Source organism: Methylocapsa sp. D3K7 (genome assembly GCF_029855125.1).
In the GTDB taxonomy this organism is placed as follows: domain Bacteria; phylum Pseudomonadota; class Alphaproteobacteria; order Rhizobiales; family Beijerinckiaceae; genus Methylocapsa.
Window position 1 is genome coordinate 2,934,538 of record NZ_CP123229.1, and the last position, 20,281, is coordinate 2,954,818.

The window sequence follows — 20,281 nt, forward strand, 5'->3', positions numbered from 1 at the left end:
CCCAAGCGTCGTCGAATTGTAAGACTAATCGTAAGACCAAGGGGATTTTAATTTGTAATAATCTAGTTAAATCAATTAGTTAACTAGAACACATGGCGGAACACAAAAGGAAACAAGCAACCATGGCAACGTCAATTGAAGACAAGGCGTTGGAGCGTCAATTCCGCACGGCGATCCGAAAGCGTGGCGGCGAGTTGGTTAAGAGCCGGGCGCGATCCACAAATGACCCGGAAACCGATCAGGCGCAGGCGCTTGGGTTCCATCTGGTAGCTTTCCACCGATCCCAATGTTGGGATCGGTTATAAAATCAACATCTTCCGTCCATCCTTGGTATCGGCGCTTAAATATGGGCGCTATGCCATCCTCGGCCCGGCCAAGAAGCTCGATAATAAGCCAGACACGAAACTATGGCATATGGTTATGCTGAATTGACTGCCACCCGCAAATCCGCAAATATTGTTGATCTATTAGCGCCGGGTGCGCTTTGCTGGCGGCCCTCGCGTGTACGCCGTTCATCCGTGGTCAAGTGTCGTGTCCTCCACTACAAAAAATAGGCAGAGGGGTTGTAGCCAGATTTTCCGTAACGGCCGCCTATGCCAGTGCCTACCCCAGCCGGGCTTTCACCGGCTGGAACACGCCAGCTTCGCCTGGCGCGTCTCATTATCACGCGACCTGCGGCACGGTTTCGTCTAATTTTTTGACCGATCATGGAACAAATTCAGGGCACGAAACATGCGAAAGTTGATTTTGATTGCGTCTCTCGCAATTGCGTCTATCGCGCTTGCCGCCTCCGCCACAACCGCGCAACGGGTTCAGACTGAACAGGCGGAGGAAGTCCGGGAAATGGCCCTCGCCAAACAATTTTTGGGTGAGGCCAACCGATATTGTATCGAGACTGGACAGAAACCCGGAACACAACTCTATGACGACTGCGTCAAAGGGAACGCAATTCAGCGGGTAGCCCTCTTTAAAATGACGGAAATGGCCGTTAACCCCGTGCCCGCGCCCGTCCATTCACAAGCGCCAGCCCCCGTCTATCAGCCCCAGCCATGCTATCAAAACAGTGCCGCCGGCGCGTTCGTGGGTGGCTTGAATGGAGCAATAGTTCCCTGCGCCTCGCCGGCTGCGCCCGCTCCGATCATATGCAACACGTTCGGCTACACAACGACATGCCAATGAAGGAACGCGCGAAGGCACGCGGTATCTTGCGTTGCGAGTGCCAGGCATCACCGCCAACAGATGATGCTGACAGCCGCGAGATCGCGGCCAAATTCGGGAAGGGCCACAGGCAAGTCTTGCGGGCCATTGATAACATATTGAAATCGTTGGTTGCTCAATTTTGGGCAACCAGATTTATCGAAGCGCAAAGGCTTCCTGGCCATCGTTGGAGTGATCGTGACCGGCATCGCCGGCGCCCTATGGCTTGGGATCAGAGATTCGCTGCGCCTGCAGTGATCTTGGTTCAAAATGTGCCATGAGTCGGCTTTAAACAGCTTCGCTGAAGGCGAGTCGAATGCGTCCGTGCCATGCCCCTTCTGGGGCGGCAAAGTCCGCTTCCGGTTTGACGACCGGGAAGGTCATGGTACCTGGATTTGCTCGCAATGCGGCGCGGGTGACGGGGTTGAATTTGTCCGGCGGCGGACAGGGCTAGAATTCCCGGCCCTGGCTAGGCGTATCGACGAGCTTGCTGCCTTCGACGGTTGACCGGCCTGTGCACCTCGCCATACTTGTATGAGTGCGCATGGCGTCAGGGTGATCAATGAGGTTTGTCGAAAAAGGCGCGGATATTCCGGACGAGCTCATCCGCGCTGTCACCAATGGCAGCGCGACCTTCCTCTGTGGCGCTGGCGTTTCGTTCCGTGTGAACTTGCCATCGTTTGAAGAGCTGACCAAGAGAGTCTATGCCCAGCTTGGGGATTCGCCTGATGATGAGCCCGCCGAGCGCAATGCCTTCGCCAGCAGGGAATATGACCGGGCGTTGCGCTCGCTAGAGAAGCGCACCCACCGTCCAGGAACGTCGTCGCGTGTGCGTGACGCGGTTGCTGAAATTCTTGCCGCGCCAGCCATCGCATTTCCGGACCATCTAGCGCTACTCCAGCTTTCTAGAGACGTCGACGGCCGACCGCGTTTGCTTACAACCAACTTCGACACGCTATTTGAACGGGCGGCGCGGGCAGGTGGGATAACCAATGTGCCAAGTTATGCTGGCGTGTCCATGCCACGCGCCGGAGGAGAGCGTGACCATGGCATTCTACATCTCCATGGAAGGATCGGCGACGATACATTGGACTTGGAGCACACCGACTTGATCATTACCAGTGCCGACTTCGGCGATGCTTATTTGCGAAGCGGTTGGGCATCGCGCTATATCGAGGATCGCATGCGCCTCGGCACATTGGTGCTGGTCGGGTACGGAGCGGAAGACGCCGCGATGCGATTGCTTCTTGAGACGCTTGACGCCGACCGTGACCGCTTTCGCGATCTCCATGACATTTATGCAATGGATATAGGCACGGCGGAATCCGCATCCGTGTGGAAGGCGAAGGGGATCAAACCCATTGAGTTTGCCAACCACGATGCAATCTACGCCACGCTTTCCGAATGGGCGCGCTACGCTGCTCGACCTCTCGATTACAAACGTGCGCGTGTTCAGGAAATTTTAGGAACGGCGTCGGGAGCTGGCCATTGACAGATCAAGTTGAACCAAAAGCGTTCCGGAAAAAAACGCCAGCAGACGCCACGCCGTTCGAGCGTGAACAGCTGCGTTTCTTCCTGTCGGGAGGAGACCTCTCCGCGACGCTGTCCGAGGCCAATCCGTCATTGGCGTGGCTGCCCATTCTCTCGGAGATGAAGCTCATCCAAAACGAAGGGCAGTTGATCGCGTGGATCGAACGCAATTTCGCGGACGCTGATGCTGTGCGTGATGTAGTTGCCAATATTCACTTTTTCGGGCTGGAAACTGCGAATCGTCTCGAGTATCGGCTAAACGCGCAAGCGGCGAATTTGCCATCGCTGTTCACGAAGAGTTGGGAACTAATCATACGCCATATGAGAGCGTCAAAGCAGGGGCTAGCCCAGAATGAATGGTTCGAAATTGAGCCCCAGCTTAAGCGAGGTAACCATTCAGTTGCTGTACTGGAGCGGCTGGCAAACGCGCTGCGCCCGAGGCCCAAGATCGGTAAGCGCCTGTCTTGGAGAGACATCGGGGTTAAAACGCCGGAGCGACCCTCCGACCTGATGTCGATCGACTACGAAGTCGAAGACAGTATGTCGTCGGATGATGTTGTCGCAGCGTGGCCCAGCCGCGTCACGGAAGAAGCCGACGAGAATCTTCTTTTGCAATTAACGACCGCTCTGAATGCGGCTTTGGCCGACGCGACCGACGTCGGTGTTGAAAGCAACGAAGGCTACAGCGCCTCGGATACCGACGTCCCTTCAGTTGCGTGGCATCGTCAGAATGAATACCGCTCAGGATTCCAAGTGATCGTCCGGGTGATGGCTGAAATCTGGACGCGACTTGCATCGAAATCCCCCTCCCGGGCGATTTCGATGGCGGAATGTTGGCGTGACAGCTCGTTCCGCCTCATGCGACGGCTGGCTATGTTCGCTTTCACGAATTTGGCTGCACCGGGAGAGGTTGGAGCCGATATGTTAATTGGCTTGCCATCCGGAGAGTTGTTACTTACGAACTCAAGCGTCGAGGTTTACCGGTTGATCCGAGAGCGGTGGAAGGATTTCCCTGCTGAGAAACAGAGAACGATTCTTTATCGGCTCTGCGAAGGACCGCCACGCGACTGGTTCCGGGAGGGCTCTGATACCGACCATCACATCGATCGCAGCCGTTTTGACATCCTTTCCGACATGGAGAGGAACGGCTTCGACATCGGTCCCGAAGCAGAGAGTCTTTTAGCTGACATTCGTACCCGCTGGCCGCAATGGCTACCAAAACCCGCAGAACAAGCCGGGTTTCACATCTGGCACGAAAGCCGCACACACGACCTCGGCGGTGATACTGACAGGCTGAAGGGCGTGATGGACAGCGAACTTGTCGTCGAAGCGAGGAGAATTACTGCTGCGGCAAGCTTCATGGAGGGGGATAGCTGGCAAGGACTTTGCCTCAGCGATCCTGACCGAGCGTTACGTGGCTTGAATGCCGCCGCAACGAACGGCGATTGGTCCCCAGGGTATTGGGAACAATTGCTCTGGTCGCAAAAGGCGTATTCAGATGCTGACACCGAGCTGAAAATCGCGCAGCGGCTTCTTCAGTGGCCTCAGGACAGCTTTGACAAGATTGCCGTTGCAGCGTCGTCGTGGCTAGACGGGCATACCGAGACACTTTCCGACTCACTGCTCTGGCCACTGTGGGACCGTATCGCCGATGCGACATTGATCGAATCCGCAGAGACCGACAATGCGTGACTTGTATAACAACGCTTTGAACGCTCCCCCCGGACAGCTGGCAAAAGTGCTGATAAAAAAAGTCACGAAGGGAGACGGAGGCGAGCTGCCCGATGATGTGATTACACGCCTGGATCGGCTCATCGATGCACCCGGAACTACGGGACTTCTAGCTCGGGTTCGACTCGCCGCCGATGTGCCTTACCTTTTCGACCATGCACCCAATTGGACGAAGTCGCGGCTCATTCCTGTCTTTGATTGGTCATCGCCGGATGCCGCTGACGCCTGGTCGGCGCGGAAATACTCGGATTACATTGGATCGCCGGAGCTCTTCGGCCTAGTAAAGCAGCCTTTCCTGCAAATTTTTGGCCGCGGCGACGTATCGGCGGAAGACCTTCGCGCATTTGCCGAATGGCTCACGGCCATCCTCATCGCAAACCAAGCTGATGGTGTGGACTATCCCTTGCTGGCCACGGAAGCGCGGTCAGCCTTGCGCCGGGCCGGCATGAGTGCGCTCTCCAGCGTTGGCCATCGCTTGGCGATCGAAATGGAGCGGGCCACGGCGGCGCAAAAGCTCGTGCGCTGGCGGACAGTGGTCGGGCCGGTGTTCCAGGCGATTTGGCCCCTCGATGTGGAATTGCAGACGCCAGAGGTGACGTTCAAGCTCGTTCAAATCCTTCGGGCGAGCGGTGACGCGTTCCCGGAAGCTTGCGACATCATTATCCCCTACATTCAGCCGGATGATCCACGTTTGCAGACGACTGTGTTCTCCATCGCCGACGCGCCCAATGGGTTATATGAATCCGCGCCACCGAAAATGCTAGATATGATTGCAGCGGTTGTTGGCGAAGCGCTACCGAGTAGTGTTTTTTCACTTGGCAAAGTTCTCGCGCGACTGCAAGCGGTTGATCCACAGCTCGCCGATACGCGGAAATTCCAGAGGCTATTGACCTACGCTTCGCAGCACGGATAACGTTCGGCACAGCCAAGGAACGATCGCACCAGCGCTTCGAAGTTCTCTTCCTGCAATGGCGGCGCCACTTGGCGGCTTTTCCAAGCCCCGGATGGGCACAAGGTTTTGATCAATCCAGCCACGGGCGAGCAGGCGCCCTATCCAGCGCAATAATTACTGCCCGGCAAGAACATAGCGGGCAGCGCGACCGATGCCCCAAGCCGCGCAACCCGAGATCGCGAGGCAAAACATAGTAAACCGGTTGTCCTCCGCCATAGACTTGGCCCGAACCTGCTCGGGGGACGGAGCGAGATCAAAGGCTTGTGACCACTCATCCTTAACAGAATAATCCGGAATTGACGGCCATGTTTGCGGGTCCACGGCAGTACTTGCCGTCAGCAAGAGCAAAGTGGCGGCAAGCCCGCACCCGATCCAATAAATCACGTTCGCAAGTCTTCCGATCATTCTCCGATCCCCGGCGCCAAAGCGGCGCAATTCACTCTAACAAACCGAGTCCGGTTTCAATCTCAGATATTACATCGCGAAGAGCCGTGATGCGCCCGCCGCCGTTGCGGGAATGGTCGCCAACAGATTAGATTTTGCGAATTCCTCGCGCGACTGCGCCGCAGTATGCATGCAGGTCAGGTTGCGCACCGTTACTTCGATAATAAAATGGGCTTAATTTACTACCTGCTGCGATCTAATGAAGCTTCACTACTGGCGCGTTGCGTCGGCGATAGGTTCGGCCAATCGTACCGAGGATCACATTCACGAGTCCGTGCAAGGCAGCCTCGTGCATCTTGTAGAGCGAACGATACATCAAATGCGCAAAATAGCCTTCGATGAAGAAATTTTTGCCGACAAGAAATCCCATCAGATTTCCGACCGTGCTGAACCGGCCGAGCGAAACCAGTGAGCCAAAGTCACGATAGACATAGGGGTTCAACGGCTCTGCCTTCAGCCGCCGAGGAAGCTGCTTGACGAGATGCGATGCCTCTTGATGGGCGGCCTGAGCCCGCGGTGGCACGTCCCCCGCGCCACCTGGCTGAGGGCACGCCGCACAATCGCCTATCGCAAAAATGTCGGGATCGCGCGTCGTCTGCAGAGTCGGGGTAACGACAAGTTGGCCGATTCGGTTGGTCTCGAGGCCATCCATACGACCGAGGACGTCAGGCCCCTTCACTCCGGCGGACCAGATCACAAGTTCAGAAGGAATGAAGCCCCCATCAGCAAGTTGTACACCGTCTGCGCGAACCTCCGTCACTTTTGAGTTCGTCCTTACATCGACGTGGAGGCTCTTCAATAGCTGGATCGTTGCATCGGATATTCGCCGTGGCAATGCGGGCAAGATTCGATCGGCAGCCTCGATTAGAGTTATGTGAATATCTCTTTCTGGATCGATGCGATCGAGGCCAAAGGCGACAACCTCGCGCGTGGTCCGATGGAGCTCCGCCGCCAGCTCGGTTCCAGTCGCGCCTCCGCCGACGATGACGACGTGTAGCTGTCCCGGACGCACTGGGTCGGGCTGCGCATCGGCACGAATACATGCATTGACGAGCCGATGGTTGAACCGCACCGCCTGTTCGGGTGTCTCGAGCGGAATAGCGTAGTTGCTTACCCCTGGCGTGCCGAAATCATTTGTAATGCTGCCGATCGCGATGACCAGCGTGTCATAAAGTAATGATCTAGGTGGGGTAATCTCGACGCCTTCCTCATCATGTGTCGCCGCAAGCTGGAGCTGCTTGTGAGCGCGATCGAGTCCGATCATCTCTCCAAAGCGATAGTTAAAATGATGCCAATGCGCTTGGGCAAGGTAATCGAGTGCATGCTCGTCGAAATCGAGGCTGCCAGCCGCTACAGAATGGAGAAGCGGCTTCCAGAGATGCGCACGCGATTTGTCGACGAGCGTGATCCGAGCTTTCTTGCGGCTGGCGAGCGTGTTGCCTAGGCCCGTAGCAAGTTCCAGTCCCGCAGCACCACCACCGACTATAACGATTTCATAAAGTGTCGCGTCTCCCTTGTGTGCCTGGTCAGAAGTCACGCCGGTCTTATGATCGTTCGCCGCTGTCTCTAGCATTTCGGAAGCTCCCAGTCTGGCACGTGAAGCAGTTTCCTGCCGAGTCGGAACGATCTTAAGCGTCCACCCTTTTCCCAGCATATGGGGCGTCCATCGCACATAAAACCCTCCCCGATCAGCATCATCGCGGCGTTGTGACGTTCTTGGGTTCACGCCGCCTCAGTTTGTGGTTTAGAGTTCATGCCAAAATTCAGAATGTTCGTCTTGATGCTTGCGGGCGCCATGTTGCGCTGGCTATTCATTATTCTGCCCGTCGAGATTTTATCGAAGTTTTGACGAAATACCGAGCGCACCATCACCCGTGCGTGCCCACCATAAAAATCAATGACTTAGTTATTAAGTTGTGCCGGGATGCTTCCCAAAAAGCTCGATTGGGAAGCTCTTCACACCGCAATATGCCGCCCGGCCCGTTTAGCGCGTAGCCCAAACGCGTCGAGTCGGCGCAGCCTATCTAGTATAATCCTTCTTGCCGGCTAATCTGCATAAGGGCGTCTATCGGGCGACATTTGTGGATTGCAGACAGGTGAAGGTGCGACCGTGGGCATCACCAGTAGGCAATATATTTTTGATAAAAACGGCGCTCTTAAGCGAGTTCCGCGGCGCATCCGAGACGGGCTTACTGTCGGACAAGACGCTATTCCAGAGTATGCTGGCACAACTCAGCGGATTGCTACAGTGATCATTGAAAACGATAGAGGAAAACCCGTTCGGATTTTGGACGCTCAAGGAGAAATTTGGAGTTTCGACAGCGAAGGACGCATCGACGAAAGTCTTCGAAACTCAGTCGGCGACATTTTCAACTTTGCTTTCGACCACAATCCACAAAATTCAAAAGTTGTCAGCCTCACACCCGAAATCAAGCGCAGGGAGTTTCTTAGCAAAAGCCGCTGGGACATCAAAAAAGAGGAACTAGATCGCATCTCCGCAGACATTTGGCCGGCATTCAATGGAGCCTCGTCAGACGTTGAGGTGGTTGATGGCAAAACTCCTAAAAAACCGCCTTTGACATGGCAAGCCAAAAATTCCCTCTCGGAGATTGCACCTAAAATTAGTTTGATAGCGTGGCAACTCGCCGATCTCAAAGAACCGGCGTTGAAGGGCCTCGCTTTTGAAGCCCGAAGAACGGCCGAATTTGGAGAAGAGACTGCGTTGTGGATGGGCCTTGCTAACGAATGCGATCGACTGAGGGAAATCAAAGCCCGACATCGAACGGGCAAGGGCACGTGGTATGCGGTCATCGAAATATTCTTCGACGAAGGTCCGGCCATGCGTCGAAGCATCGATGTGATTTATGAAAAATGTGATGGCAAGAATGCTGCGATCGAGGCAACCAGAAAGCTTCTGGTCGAGAATGCGAATAAATTCAACGACCAGATTTCGATAGAGCCGAGCACCTATTGCGAACTGGAATGGGTTCCGCCGAAGGATTGATTTACTAGCGTGGCCGCGTGGACAAGCACCTGGATTTTAAACAGCTCGATCATGTGGCCTCGTTGTCGCTTTGGGGGAGGAACGACAGCAGCAGTGCTTCGACTTGATGGTCCGGCAGCCCGTCTGAAAATGTCGGCATAGATACGAGGTACTCCGCCTTTATTCTCGCCTCGGCGATTGTCTCGCATGGGTAGGCGCACAATGCGGTCAACGCTTCATCTTCGGCATTGCTGACTGCATCCCTGACGCGCGATGCGGCGGCAAGTCCAAAGGTCTCCTTCCTTGCCTCTTCGTCCGCAAAGAGCCGGTCGACTAGCTCCATATTTTCTATTTCCTTGGCGTCGAGTGCCGCGCGGCCTTGTTCGGCAAGCTCGGGAGCAATCCGAGACAGGGGCGTTAGGGCGTTGCGCTGGTGCTGATAGCTGCCTGCGATGATTTCCTTGGAGCGTTCGAGGCCGTGCTGCATGCCGCAGCCGCAGCCGTCGCTAATCAAGTTCTGGATAAAGGGCATTTCCTCTGGAGGAAACGCTTCCTTGTACGCCTCTTCCAATTCGCTTTCCCGGCTTATCGCGCGGTCGAACGCGTTGTACGCGGCGCGGTGGGCGTCTATGAGGCCAAGCAACGGCGGTGCGCTGGCAACACCAGCAAATGCTGGCACACTGACAACAGGGATTGCGGCAAGAGCGCCAATTATGGCGCGGCGGGAAGGTGTATCGGCTGTCTCTGGTTTCGTGCTCATTGTATGTTCCTCTCTCTGGTTACGCGGCTCTGCGCGCGTGATAAGATCGTCATCAGCCAAGTCGAATGCTTTGTTTCCTTTCCATTCGGCTTGGTTAGAGGCGGTCGAGAGCGTCGAGCTCGGCCGTCTCGCTGTAGCCATTGTTGAACATTTCCGGTGTTCCGATGGTTAGGGGCTTGCAAGCGGGTTACACGCCTGCAGGCCCCGCTCGTTATGCCGCTACCTTGAGCGGGAGAATGAGCCCGACCATGTAGAGGGCCTGCTGCGGCGTCGCACCGCCGCCCCAGACCGCGTAGACGGTCGGTGCCTGGTCCGCGACATCGGGCCATCGGTCGCCCACCAGCTCGCGAAGTTCCGCGAACCAATCCGTGAAAGTCTGCTCCTGCCGTCTCGCGACGTGCTTGGTGAGTGTTCGCGCCATGCCCTACTCCTATCTAAAAACGACATGATTGTGCTTTTACGAAAGTGATAAGTCAAGCGTTTTTCGACATAGCTTGCGTTTTTAGTCAATTACGGCTATGAACTGGCCATGATAACTCCTGCTCAATGCCGTGCCGGGCGAGGCCTAGTCCGCTGGAATCAAGATGATCTCGCCCGCGAGGCGGCCGTTAGCGTCGTGACGGTCCGCAATTTCGAAAATGAAAAGTCAGTGCCGCAGCGCGCGACTCTTGAAGTGATGCAGCGCGCCCTCGAAAAGGCTGGCGTCGAGTTCATCGCGGAGAACGGCGGCGGTCCGGGTGTGAGACTTAAAAAGAGGGCAAAGAGCGTCGAAGAAATCTCAAAGCAAATCGACGTGCTCGAAGAAACAATTTCCTCCATACCAACGCCAACGGCGCCCAGCCCCGAAGCCGCCATGAGCACGATGATAAAAGCTGTCGCCGAAGATAAGGTGGCTAAGCTCAAAGCCCGCCGTAAACGGATCAGACACGACCGCTCAAATTAGCGGCATGCCCCGCATCGCGCGCCCCGTTGCAGCGTTGGCTCAAAAGATCATTATGGAATGGCTTAAGGAAAAAGGATTTTTGAAATGACGGAAGAAATCTCCGGTCGGCAAATAGCTGCGGCACGGGCTCTCCTCGGGTTGTCGCAAGGGGAGCTTGCCAGCAAGGCTAAAATCTCGACTCCAACCTTAATGAGGATGGAAGCAAAATTCGGCGAGCCTGTAGGGCTATTCAACAACATTGCCGCCGTTTGTGCCGTTCTGGAATTGGCAGGTATCGAATTCTCCAATGGAGACGAGCCGGGCGTAAGATTGAGGAAGACTCTGAGGGGCGATTCGGCCGCGTCAATTCCGGTGGAGAAGCTGACAAGCGAGAATGATGAATAGCCACGCGATGAGGACCGCCGTAACAATCGCTGCAACTTCGCAGGTGCGCTCGTAAAGATTGCGGAAGCTGCAAATTCATTTTTTTAGAGCGCGGCGATTTTAGCTTCGCTGTGGCGAATGACTGCTGCGAGTTCATTGATGAGATAACGCGAGGTGGGGCGCTCAGGCTGTTTGGCATGGAAGCCGCCGCACTTCTGCTGGTCTTAACTTAAAAGCCAGGGCTATCTCTGGCGACAATGAAGACATCTCGATACTGTGAATTGGAGCCGTAATTTGTTTTCGGACAGCAGCCTCTACCGCCTGCTGGTCACTTCCTTCAGCTACGAATAAGGTAGCGATCGGAGGGCAGCCTCTAGATGACGCTGTGACAACGGCGACAATCCATGCATCCATATGCAAAGAATATCATTTAATGAGCCAATCCACCAACCGCTTGTCAATCCTCCCATATTTCAGACTGCCCGCTCTCGGGCCGCGCGCCGTGTATATTTGGCGGGTAATGCGGCCGCCCTCCGCGCATCTGCAAGCGTACGACTCGGCAGAAGCTCATCGAGATTGCAGCGGCCGCATCTAATCCTACTTGACCTGTTCCAAATGGGTTAGCGCAGCTTCGGCGTGAGTCGTAGCCATCTGGGCATTGCCCTTTTTGCCCTCGTCGATTGCTTGTTTCAGATGTGTGATGGCTTCTTCGGTGTGGGGATTTGCCTTGGCCTTTTCACCGGCCTCCGCGTGGATGAGCGCCGCGTCGGCGTGAGTTTCCAGGACATCGGCATGGCCTTGCTTGCCATGGTCAATGGCCTGCTTGGTGTGTGTGATGGCCTCGGCGATGTGATCTTCCTCAGCCAGCGAAACCTGCGGCATCAGAAAGAGAGCGAGGGCAAAGCCCAACATAGCGACAAAGAATCTACGGGACATCGACGAATCCTCCGGTTGATTTATTGCTTCTCGACAGCCTCGCCGTTTTGCGCGGTGAGGCTGATGGTAGCGAACCGCCCCAAACGCCGATGGTTGGCAACATCTGGGACACAAAGCCAATGGTTCGTCCCGCCCAGGAAACGCGGACGCTCGCTTCCGCTAGCGAGGTTTCTGGCTATCGTGCTGTTCCCCTTCGGCCCCGCTGTTTTTCTCCGGCGGTCCGTATAAAGGGGGAACGCGGAGACTGAGGAGCAGGAAAAGAAACGCGCCAATGAGGGCGGCAAGCGCTATGATACTTACCATGGACATGGAAGACCTCCCTGTTGTGCTCTAAAGGGGTAAGCGTCTCAGCGTCACAAATGCGCTCTACGGCGCGGTGAAGCCTTAACCCTAAGCGGCGGCGCTTATTGGCAGAGCCTATCGCCGCCGCGTGCCTGACACCCCGATTAGAAACGTTCCCCCACCCCTAATGTTCCGAGGAGATTGAAGCTAAATAGGTGGCGCACATTTCGAAGCTCGGCCCTTCCCAATCCTTCGTCTCGACAATAGTCTTGCGTTCAGATACGTCTCTTGGCCCCCGAAGACCCGTTCCGAGTAAAAACTCGGCTATCTGAAGAAGGGACAAGGGAATGCGGACTGAAACTTCTCCCTATGGTGCAACGGAATACAGAGACGTGCTTGCCCGTTTGGCGCTCCAACGTGCTAACATTATGCATCTCGTTGACCTGAAACGCGGGGGGTACTCCCCGCGGCGCACAGAAATGCGGATCGGCCGCCTCACCGATCGGCCACAGCCATCGCTTGACACTCTCCCGATTGGGCGCTCGCCCTAGCTCGATTGAGGTTCCTCCGCCGGCGGTTCCGGTTGCGATGGCTGTTCCAGTGGTGGTGGTGGTTCCTGCTGTGTCTTGTCCTCAAAACCTATTTGGAAGCCCTCGTCGTAGCCCTTTTTGTAGCCGGCCTCGTACCCTTCAGCATTGCTGCCGACCTCGTAGCCCTCAGCGTGGCCATCTTCGTATCCCGCCTTTCTGCCGACCTCGTACCCTTCAGCGTGGCCGGCCTCATATCCCGCATTCCGGCCGGCTTCGTGGGCAGCATCGACGTTCACAACTGGCGCCGAAGGCGGCGGATCAGCAGGCTTCGTGAACCTGGCGATTAGGTCGGCGAAGAACTTTTTGACATCCATGGTTGTGCCCTCCAGTTCAGTCCGCAACCCATGAACTCCAGAATCAGGCCGCGGTCAAAATCGGATAGCCGAACGCTCGCCACCGTCCTCGCCCAATCCACGACATCGACAAAAACCGTGGGCTCGGATACGCTGAAGGTGCGACGGGACCAAGTTCGGTTCGCTCGCCAAATTGGAAAGGGAGGTAACCCATGCGCAGCTTGTTAGCACTGCTATTTGCGGTTTTTGCTTTGTCGTTGGGGGCGTGCGGTACGCCCTCGGAAGAATCACCCTCCGACCAAAAGAATTCCGGCAAGTCGTCGGCACCTCTTACGCTCCCGCAATGAGACGAGGGCGACCCAAATTAGTGATTGGGTCCTTCGGATTTTGCAAGATGTGAGCCCATCCGGTCCAGACCAAAGATGCTGAAGTTGCAAAGCTTCAGTATCTCGGACCAGGGCCGGATGAGGCTATGTTGCACTTCAAACTGTGTCGCGCTCCAAACTAAGTTTCGAAGGGGGCAATGCAAAATCGGTTATCCGGCGTGGGTCGGCGACTGATCGCTCCTGGCGACAAGACCGCTGTGCCTGCGGCGCTCAAATTCATCGGGAGTTGGATGAAGAGCACACGTGGCACTGACATAATTATTTGTCTCGGTTTGACGATTTTTGAGCTGATAGCTCGGCGACGAACGTCCTAAGGGCGTTGAATTTAGACATCCTGGCTTTGAGTGCCTCAGGCTATTGAACAGAAAAGCGGATGACCGTGGGAATGCCAACTCGAGCAATGAGTGAGAGCAACGAGGCAGATCAATTCTATGAGAGCATTCCGATCTTCGACAGATTCGGGAGCCTGATGGATCCGGCCCTCTATAAGCCGCTACCGAATAATTGGTCGATCGGCATTGCCGATATAGTACAGTCGACCAAGGCCATTCGCGAGAATCAATACAAGGCCGTGAACATGGCCGGCGCCGCCGTTATTGCGGCGCTCAAAAATGCGCTGGACGGCAGCGACTTCCCATACGTGTTCGGCGGCGACGGGGCGAGTTTCGCCGTACCGCCGCGGGACCTAAAGCTCGCGCGTGACGCCCTTGCGGCCACCACGGCATGGGTGAAGAACGATCTTGACCTCGTCATGAAGGCCGCGCTGGTTCCGGTCGCGTGTATCCGCGCGCAAGGCGTCGATGTACGTGTGGCTCGTTTCTCGCCATCTCCAAATGTCACCTACGCGATGTTCTCGGGTGGCGGCTTGGAGTGGGCCGATGGCACTATGCGGCGAGGTGGGTTCGCGGTTGTTCCCGCGCCGCCGGGCATTCGTCCGGATCTCACCGGCCTGTCGTGCCGGTTCGAGGAAATGCCGGCTGCGCGTGGAGTGGTCCTTTCGCTGCTTATCGTGCCGGCCCGCGGCGCCGACCCCGACGCTTTCCGTGCGGCCATCGATGACATCGTCGCGGTCATCGCCAAGAGCCCGGACATGTCCAATCCTGTCTCACTTGCCGGCCTCCGGATGCGTTGGCCGGCGGCTGGTGCTGAACTTGAGGCGCGCGCCGCGCGCAACGCTGAAGTGCCGCTGTTCGTGCGGCGGAGCGCTGTCCTTGTGCGGACCTTTATCTATTATTTTATTTTGCGATACGGCATTCGTGTGGGCAGCTTCGTGCCGATGACTTATCTGCAGCAAGTGGTCGAGAATTCTGATTTCCGTAAATTTGCCGATGGCTTGCGCATGATCCTCGATTGCACGCCCGACCTCGTCGGTGAAATCGAGAGACGCCTTGTTGCTGCGGCATCGGCTGGAACGGTCCGCTACGGACTGCACCGCCAGGACGCTGCGGTGATGACTTGCTTCACGCCCTCCGCCACCGACAGCAATCACGTCCACTTTATTGATGGCGCACGCGGAGGCTATTCGTCGGCGGCAACGGCGCTGAAAGAAATGACCGCACTAGATGAGACTTGAACACCTACGCCAATCATGGTGACATCGGCACGATGTTGATCCGACGACGGCTTGTTCGTCCGTCGAGCTTCACGGTCAGTTCGCCCTCAAGCACGGTGAAACGCTCGACAAGAGCGGGATGGCGGTGTTCGCCTAGAACTTGCGCCCCGACGAGCGCAGTAAGCCCTGCCGTCGCGCGACCCGCGGGGTTCTGGTGGGGAAGCTCGATGGTCGTCGCGCGCTCGCGTGTGATGGGGTTTTCCCAGACCTCACCGATTTGGATCGGCGTGCGGTCCGGCGGCTCGTTCGGGTCTGGGTACGACATAAACAAATTATTCGCCCACGACCTCATTCACTGTCAATAGATTCCAGTCACGATCATCACTCCCCCCACATCGATCGAATAGCATCACGGACGGCGCGCGAACTCTCGCTGCAATTCCAGAGGCTTGGAAAGGGCTCCGTAATTTGGGGACTCCTGGCCGAGAACAAGAGGTTTGGTTCGTCAACGAATCGGCGTTCTATAAGCTGGCCTTTCGCTCGAACAAGGCGGCATCTGAGCGGTTCACGAATTGGGTTGCCGGTGACGTGCTTCCACCCAGCACATCGAAGTTGATCCGGGCTCTTCGCGAATGGGAGGAAAATGGTAAACTCTCGCCGCGAATTCACTAACAGTGCGGCGTTCGACGGGCGGTTGTTCGCTCCGAGCGCTGGCCTGTTACTCGACCTGCAACAGCAGCGCGACGAGCTCGCTCTGCCGGTGCGTATCGGTCTTGGCAAACACGGATTTCAACTGATTGCGCGCCGTCTCGCGCGAAATTTTCAATTCGCGGGCGGCGATGTAGGGAGGTGCGCCGCGCGCGATGACACAGGCGAGTTTGGCTTCCGAAGGCGTAAGACGGAATGTCTTGGCGAGGATTGCCTCTGGCGGCCCCGGCCTGGAGCCCAAGGCATTCAATGTCAAAAGCACATGCACGTCCTGTGCTGGCGGATGCTCTGGCCCCTCGAACGGCCAAATCCGAACGATGATCGGTAATTTGTCCAGGCGCGGTACCACAACAGGCTCTGCTACCAAAACATTTGGTTGGGGCGGACCGCACAACTGATCGATGGCTTGCTTGATAAGAGTTCGTGAGTCCGGATCGCGAACGAACAGCCGACGATCCTTGATCTTAATATTCTGGTCGAAAACAGACTCCGCCGCGCTGTTCGTATCGACAGCAATTCCGTGCCGGTCGAGGGCGATCGCGGGAAGCCGCATGGCATTAAGCACAGAGGTCGGGGAAGTGTCCGATCCACGCGTTCCCGAGACGGCGGCGATCTCGATCAAGCGCTGAGTAAAGGAGGCGAGAAGCCGCTCTGCTTCGTCGGGCAAGTCGCAAGCTTCGGAATTCATATCAAACGTGGTCATCGCATTACCACCCTGAAATGAGAGAACTAACGATTTCGGAAATCCTTCATTTTTATAACCCCAGGCAAAAAATGCGCAACTGGCGAACATTAAGATATTGCGGATGACTGCCAACAGCGCATCACTCAATTGGGAGATTTTGATCGGCGCCACTGTGTAACGGAGTCGAAGGAGTTGCAGGCAGCGGTTCCAGTGGCCGTGGGATCGATCGCCTAAAGGACACCGCAGCCGGGAACAACTCGTCGGCCGTCTTGGCTGCGCCCCGCTCGGCACACTCCAAGATTTTACGGATTTTCGGTGCTCTCCCAGGATCCGCGAGTTCCAAATATTGGAGCCAAAGTCCGGTCACTTCGATCCACGGCATCTCATGGGAAGCCATCGCGGCCAACCACGCACTCCTGGCGGTAAAAATCTCCTTAGACGTCCCGATCATGAAGCACCCAAGCCCAAACGACTTAAGCATAGCGAAATGAAACACGTGTTGAGCCGGCGTGAACCAGTTCAAAGCTACAGCGATAGCTTAATTTGACCTACTGATTATTTCCGTCAACAGTAATAAATAAGACCAGTTAGTATTCCTTATGAATGTGGCATTACCGCCAGGATTTATGGCCTTGCTGATGGTCGTGTGGCCAATGACGACCGGCGTCCAACTCTTACTGCCATCGCCGAATGAGCTGATGCGCACCAGGCCGGTCTTGAAACGCGTCAATGCGTCGGGGCGGGGAGACGATGACCCGATCGGTTGATTCCGATGCGGCCAACGCCTTGGCCCCGCGCAAGCGCAGCGGGATGCAGTGCTGGAAACCGCAAAGAGGCTTAAACGAAGACCGCGCTAGACAACGCTTTGACAGCGTCTGCGCGGGGCGAGTTCATCCTCATGCAAAACCCAACCCCACATATGCAAATTGCATATAGTCAAGATATGGCGCGTAAGCATTTTGCATATAAGCGCAAAGAATTTTTTCGCCGCAAGTTCGTTCGCTGCCAAAATCGCCGAAATCATCCTCTAAGTAGTTGATCCCTCAATATGCTTCTCGATTATCTCGCTTGCGGCGTCTCCCGATACGAGAATGAGGCCAGAAAGGCCGAACGGCAACGTGAAGCGGCTCTTCTGAACGATCTCAACCATTTGCTGTCACGGGCGACGCCGGTAATCGACGAATTGGCCAAGGTACGGGACGAAGGTTAGACGCAAACGACAATTTGTCGCTTGCGTGCTCAGAGATTGTCGAGCTTCGCGCGCATCTCATCCAGCGTCGCGGAAAAGGGGGATTGCGGCGGACCTTCGAGCGCCAGCGGCCTGGTGGCCTTGATGTCGATTGTTTCTATCACCCGATCATCGAGGATTTGACGGCGTAAGGCCAGCGTTTCGTTCATGACCCTGGTCAGCGTCGGCAGGCATTCGATGATCTGCGGGAGTGACGACTCGTCATCGGCCAATTTGGAAAGGCGAGTGGCAAGCGTCGATGTCGTCTGGACGAAAAGATCGAGGCCACGCGCAACGCCGGTCTCCAGATCTTCCAGCGTCACGGTCGCCTGGTCAATAGATGGAACGGGCAGGGCGGTGGCGCCGGACGCGACAAAGGCGTCCCATTGGTCGGCGCGTCGCCACTTTTCGAGAGTTCGGATGTTATAGGCGGGCAGCCCCTCGCGGGCCAGGGTGTCCCGGACGCTTGGCAGAGTGACCTTAAATTTGGTGCCGCGCAAGGCGACCGAAAGTTCGAGGTAAATCTGCTTGCCGCGTCGCCGGGCAATGGCCGAGTCGTCTTTGCGGTTGCGGATGGTCATCTTAGCCTTCCTGTTCAATGATCGAGATCAGTTCCCTAAGATGGCGCCAAGCACTATCATCTTTCCCTTCCTCGGGCACCGCACGGACGCATCAACCCACACTGAAATCAGACGGTCAGCCCGTCGCCGACAGCCGAGAGATCGCGGCAAGGTTCGGCAAGCTGCATGACCACGTTTTGCGGGCGATCGATAACCTATTGAAATCCTTGGTTCCTGATTTTTCAGGAGCCGGGTTTGTCGAAATGAGCGAATTTGACCCCCGCGCCAACAAGCCGGTGAGATATTTCCTGCTGACCCGCAAAGCCTGCTCACTCGTCACCATGCGCTTCACAGGCGCGGAGGCGCTCTGACATGCTCCACGAATTGCCACAATCAAACTGAGACACTACCGTTTATTCATGGGACTTGCCAACCGCCTTCGCTTGTGTCAAAGATGGCGTCATGTGATCGGACAAAAATCAAGTCGAAATCTGTATGTATATGAAAAACAACAAAAAAATGTTATATATAAGGGGACATAATTGAGGACATATGAGCGGACTCACCCGTGGATTCGATTCGACCTCGATTTAGCGACCGCGCCAGCCAAGCTATGGATAGCGCTCGGTGAGGCTCTATCAAAATGTCAGCACCTATCTGGAGTTGCTCTAAAGCCAGAGATTGCGAGACAGCTGCACTTGATCAATCTCGCAAAGGGAGTTTTGGCTACGGCCGCCATTGAAGGGAATACCCTTACGGAAAAGGAAGCGATTGCGATTGTAGAAAGGAAAAGCGAATTACCAAAGTCCCAAGGTTATTTAAAGAAAGAAATTGAAAATATACTTGATGCTACTAATCTTATTGTATTACGAATTGAACAAGATGGGCCTAGCCCCGTTACACATGAGGATATAAAAACATATAACCGAATGATACTTGATGGCCTTGAGGTGGATAGCCATGTAGTTCCGGGGGAATACGTAAAGACCGATATAGGAGTATCTGGTTACCGCGGCGCCCCGTGGCAGGAAGCCCCCTACCTCGTTGAACGTCTTTGCCAGTGGCTCAACAGCGATACCTTTAACCCACCAGACGAAAATGATCGCGTTATATCTGGCATTCTTAAATCAATCGTGGCTCACTTATACCTTGTTTGGATACATCCATTTGGAGACGGCAATGGCCGCACAGCTAGATTGCTCGAAGTTCGATTCCTGATGGAGGCAGGAACGCCTTCGGCTGCCGCGCATCTGCTTAGTAATTTCTATAATAAAACCCGATCTGATTACTATAGAAGATTAGATGAGGCTTCAAAAAACGGAGGAGATATTAGAAATTTCTTACTCTACGCGACTGTGGGATTTGTAGATGAGCTAAGGAACCAACTTAGAATAGTGAAGCACGAACAGTGGCTCGTCGCATGGACAAACTACGTGCACGAGAAATTCCACGGGCGCGAAAGCATCGCGGATAGACGCCAACTAAAGTTAATTTTAGCCTTGACGGGAAGGCTCGGATTCATACCGAGGTCCGAAGTACGCCGCTTAACTCCAGAACTTGCAGAAGCCTATGCTGGCAAAACAGCTAAAACCTTGTCGCGTGATATAAATGAATTGGAAACTTTGGGTCTATTAGAGAAAAATAAGGATGGCTTGCGAGCGACGAATGAGCAAATCCTGTCTTTTCTTCCTCGATCCCGTAAGGGTGAACGCGAGGCTCAAATCCGCGAAGCTCAGGAAGAGCGCGGAGCGCTCCTCCTGGAGGAAGCCAGACAGCTTTCTTTGCCAGTTTGATCGCGCCTTTTGTGTTTAGGCTGATGGCCTTCTTTTGAAGCCCTCGTTTCTTGATCAACGTCAGAAAATTCGCCTGTTGTGATGTCTACAATAAGTTTCGCGAGTTGAGCCGGATCACGAGGGCGCTCTGGGTGCTTTGCCGAATTTCCGCTTTCTGCTTCCCCCATGCTTCCCCGAAAACTCAGGAAGCCGAGACGCATCGTGCGGCTCAGTGTAAAGTCTCCTAAATTCAATACATTGGCTGGTGGGCGCGACAGGGATTGAACCTGTGACCCCTCCCGTGTGAAGGGAGTGCTCTCCCGCTGAGCTACGCGCCCGCCCTGCCTTCTGGCTTCCGTGGCAGCCCTTTATGAAAGCAAGCCGTT

21 protein-coding genes and 1 tRNA gene are annotated in these 20,281 nt (G+C 55.5%); 10 read left to right on the forward strand and 12 right to left on the reverse strand.

Features of this window, described 5'->3' with window-relative positions; all coding sequences use genetic code 11:
* Positions 1 to 131 precede the first annotated feature (131 nt).
* The gene (locus QEV83_RS13880) at positions 132 to 263 is read right to left on the reverse strand and encodes a hypothetical protein (protein WP_280128307.1); all 132 of its coding nucleotides are present in this window, start codon (positions 261 to 263) and stop codon (positions 132 to 134) included.
* A gap of 1,496 nt (positions 264 to 1,759) precedes the next feature.
* Between QEV83_RS13880 and QEV83_RS13885 the strand changes: the two genes are divergently transcribed.
* From QEV83_RS13885 to QEV83_RS13895, 3 genes are read left to right on the forward strand one after another with little or no spacing between them, the layout of a single operon-like run.
* Positions 1,760 to 2,689 (forward strand): SIR2 family protein, encoded by a 930-nt coding sequence (locus tag QEV83_RS13885; RefSeq protein ID WP_280128308.1) that lies wholly within the window; start codon positions 1,760 to 1,762, stop codon positions 2,687 to 2,689.
* A complete protein-coding gene (locus tag QEV83_RS13890; protein WP_280128309.1) occupies positions 2,686 to 4,419 on the forward strand; it encodes a hypothetical protein in 1,734 nt (577 codons plus the stop codon). The genes QEV83_RS13885 and QEV83_RS13890 overlap by 4 nt, the downstream gene beginning before the upstream one ends.
* Positions 4,412 to 5,371, forward strand: a complete 960-nt coding sequence (locus tag QEV83_RS13895) for a hypothetical protein (protein WP_280128310.1) — start codon at positions 4,412 to 4,414, stop codon at positions 5,369 to 5,371. The genes QEV83_RS13890 and QEV83_RS13895 overlap by 8 nt, the downstream gene beginning before the upstream one ends.
* A 153-nt stretch (positions 5,372 to 5,524) precedes the next feature.
* Here the strand turns inward: QEV83_RS13895 and QEV83_RS13900 are convergent, their stop codons facing one another.
* The gene (locus QEV83_RS13900) at positions 5,525 to 5,815 is read right to left on the reverse strand and encodes a hypothetical protein (protein ID WP_280128311.1); all 291 of its coding nucleotides are present in this window, start codon (positions 5,813 to 5,815) and stop codon (positions 5,525 to 5,527) included.
* Positions 5,816 to 6,050: 235 nt separating this feature from the next.
* Positions 6,051 to 7,427: an NAD(P)/FAD-dependent oxidoreductase gene (locus QEV83_RS13905; RefSeq protein WP_280128312.1), complete on the reverse strand. Its 1,377-nt coding sequence runs from the start codon at positions 7,425 to 7,427 to the stop codon at positions 6,051 to 6,053.
* A 513-nt stretch (positions 7,428 to 7,940) separates the two neighbouring features.
* Between QEV83_RS13905 and QEV83_RS13910 the strand changes: the two genes are divergently transcribed.
* Entirely contained in the window at positions 7,941 to 8,858 is a 918-nt protein-coding gene (locus QEV83_RS13910) for a hypothetical protein (RefSeq protein ID WP_280128313.1), read from the forward strand.
* A 49-nt stretch (positions 8,859 to 8,907) separates the two neighbouring features.
* Here QEV83_RS13910 and QEV83_RS13915 read toward each other — a convergent pair whose 3' ends face one another.
* Positions 8,908 to 9,657, reverse strand: a complete 750-nt coding sequence (locus QEV83_RS13915; RefSeq protein ID WP_280128314.1) for a hypothetical protein — start codon at positions 9,655 to 9,657, stop codon at positions 8,908 to 8,910.
* Between the two features lie 151 nt (positions 9,658 to 9,808).
* Complete coding sequence (locus QEV83_RS13920) at positions 9,809 to 10,018, reverse strand: hypothetical protein (RefSeq protein ID WP_280128315.1); 210 nt, start codon at positions 10,016 to 10,018, stop codon at positions 9,809 to 9,811.
* A gap of 108 nt (positions 10,019 to 10,126) precedes the next feature.
* Here QEV83_RS13920 and QEV83_RS13925 point away from each other — a divergent pair, with 108 nt between their 5' ends.
* The gene (locus QEV83_RS13925; protein WP_280128316.1) at positions 10,127 to 10,540 is read left to right on the forward strand and encodes an XRE family transcriptional regulator; all 414 of its coding nucleotides are present in this window, start codon (positions 10,127 to 10,129) and stop codon (positions 10,538 to 10,540) included.
* 84 nt (positions 10,541 to 10,624) lie between these two features.
* A complete protein-coding gene (locus QEV83_RS13930; RefSeq protein WP_280128317.1) occupies positions 10,625 to 10,924 on the forward strand; it encodes a helix-turn-helix transcriptional regulator in 300 nt (99 codons plus the stop codon).
* 576 nt (positions 10,925 to 11,500) lie between these two features.
* Here QEV83_RS13930 and smbP read toward each other — a convergent pair.
* The 3 genes from smbP to QEV83_RS13945 form a co-directional block, all read right to left on the reverse strand.
* Entirely contained in the window at positions 11,501 to 11,839 is a 339-nt protein-coding gene (gene smbP / locus QEV83_RS13935; protein WP_280128318.1) for a small metal-binding protein SmbP, read from the reverse strand.
* A 159-nt stretch (positions 11,840 to 11,998) separates the two neighbouring features.
* Entirely contained in the window at positions 11,999 to 12,148 is a 150-nt protein-coding gene (locus tag QEV83_RS13940; RefSeq protein WP_280128319.1) for a hypothetical protein, read from the reverse strand.
* Between the two features lie 520 nt (positions 12,149 to 12,668).
* Positions 12,669 to 13,025, reverse strand: a complete 357-nt coding sequence (locus QEV83_RS13945) for a hypothetical protein (RefSeq protein WP_280128320.1) — start codon at positions 13,023 to 13,025, stop codon at positions 12,669 to 12,671.
* 765 nt (positions 13,026 to 13,790) lie between these two features.
* Between QEV83_RS13945 and QEV83_RS13950 the strand changes: the two genes are divergently transcribed.
* Positions 13,791 to 14,963, forward strand: a complete 1,173-nt coding sequence (locus QEV83_RS13950) for a DUF3095 domain-containing protein (RefSeq protein ID WP_280128321.1) — start codon at positions 13,791 to 13,793, stop codon at positions 14,961 to 14,963.
* Between the two features lie 13 nt (positions 14,964 to 14,976).
* On the opposite strand, the gene QEV83_RS13955 is transcribed toward QEV83_RS13950, so the two are convergent.
* Both QEV83_RS13955 and QEV83_RS13960 read right to left on the reverse strand, forming a co-directional pair.
* Complete coding sequence (locus tag QEV83_RS13955) at positions 14,977 to 15,267, reverse strand: hypothetical protein (protein WP_280128322.1); 291 nt, start codon at positions 15,265 to 15,267, stop codon at positions 14,977 to 14,979.
* A 393-nt stretch (positions 15,268 to 15,660) separates the two neighbouring features.
* Entirely contained in the window at positions 15,661 to 16,353 is a 693-nt protein-coding gene (locus QEV83_RS13960) for a helix-turn-helix transcriptional regulator (protein WP_280128323.1), read from the reverse strand.
* Between the two features lie 1,030 nt (positions 16,354 to 17,383).
* On the opposite strand from QEV83_RS13960, the gene QEV83_RS13965 reads away from it, so the two are divergent.
* Positions 17,384 to 17,545, forward strand: coding sequence for a hypothetical protein (locus QEV83_RS13965; RefSeq protein ID WP_280128324.1), 162 nt, complete (start codon positions 17,384 to 17,386; stop codon positions 17,543 to 17,545).
* 29 nt (positions 17,546 to 17,574) lie between these two features.
* Here QEV83_RS13965 and QEV83_RS13970 read toward each other — a convergent pair whose 3' ends face one another.
* Positions 17,575 to 18,144, reverse strand: a complete 570-nt coding sequence (locus tag QEV83_RS13970) for a hypothetical protein (protein ID WP_280128325.1) — start codon at positions 18,142 to 18,144, stop codon at positions 17,575 to 17,577.
* A gap of 17 nt (positions 18,145 to 18,161) precedes the next feature.
* Between QEV83_RS13970 and QEV83_RS13975 the strand changes: the two genes are divergently transcribed.
* Together QEV83_RS13975 and QEV83_RS13980 are read left to right on the forward strand one after the other, a co-directional pair.
* The gene (locus tag QEV83_RS13975; RefSeq protein WP_280128326.1) at positions 18,162 to 18,494 is read left to right on the forward strand and encodes a Rha family transcriptional regulator; all 333 of its coding nucleotides are present in this window, start codon (positions 18,162 to 18,164) and stop codon (positions 18,492 to 18,494) included.
* A gap of 327 nt (positions 18,495 to 18,821) precedes the next feature.
* Positions 18,822 to 19,916 carry a Fic family protein gene (locus tag QEV83_RS13980; protein ID WP_280128327.1) on the forward strand — a complete coding sequence of 365 codons (1,095 nt, stop codon included), beginning with the start codon at positions 18,822 to 18,824 and terminating at the stop codon, positions 19,914 to 19,916.
* 242 nt (positions 19,917 to 20,158) lie between these two features.
* On the opposite strand, the gene QEV83_RS13985 is transcribed toward QEV83_RS13980, so the two are convergent.
* Positions 20,159 to 20,233, reverse strand: a tRNA-Val gene (locus QEV83_RS13985).
* Between the last annotated feature and the right edge of the window lie 48 nt (positions 20,234 to 20,281).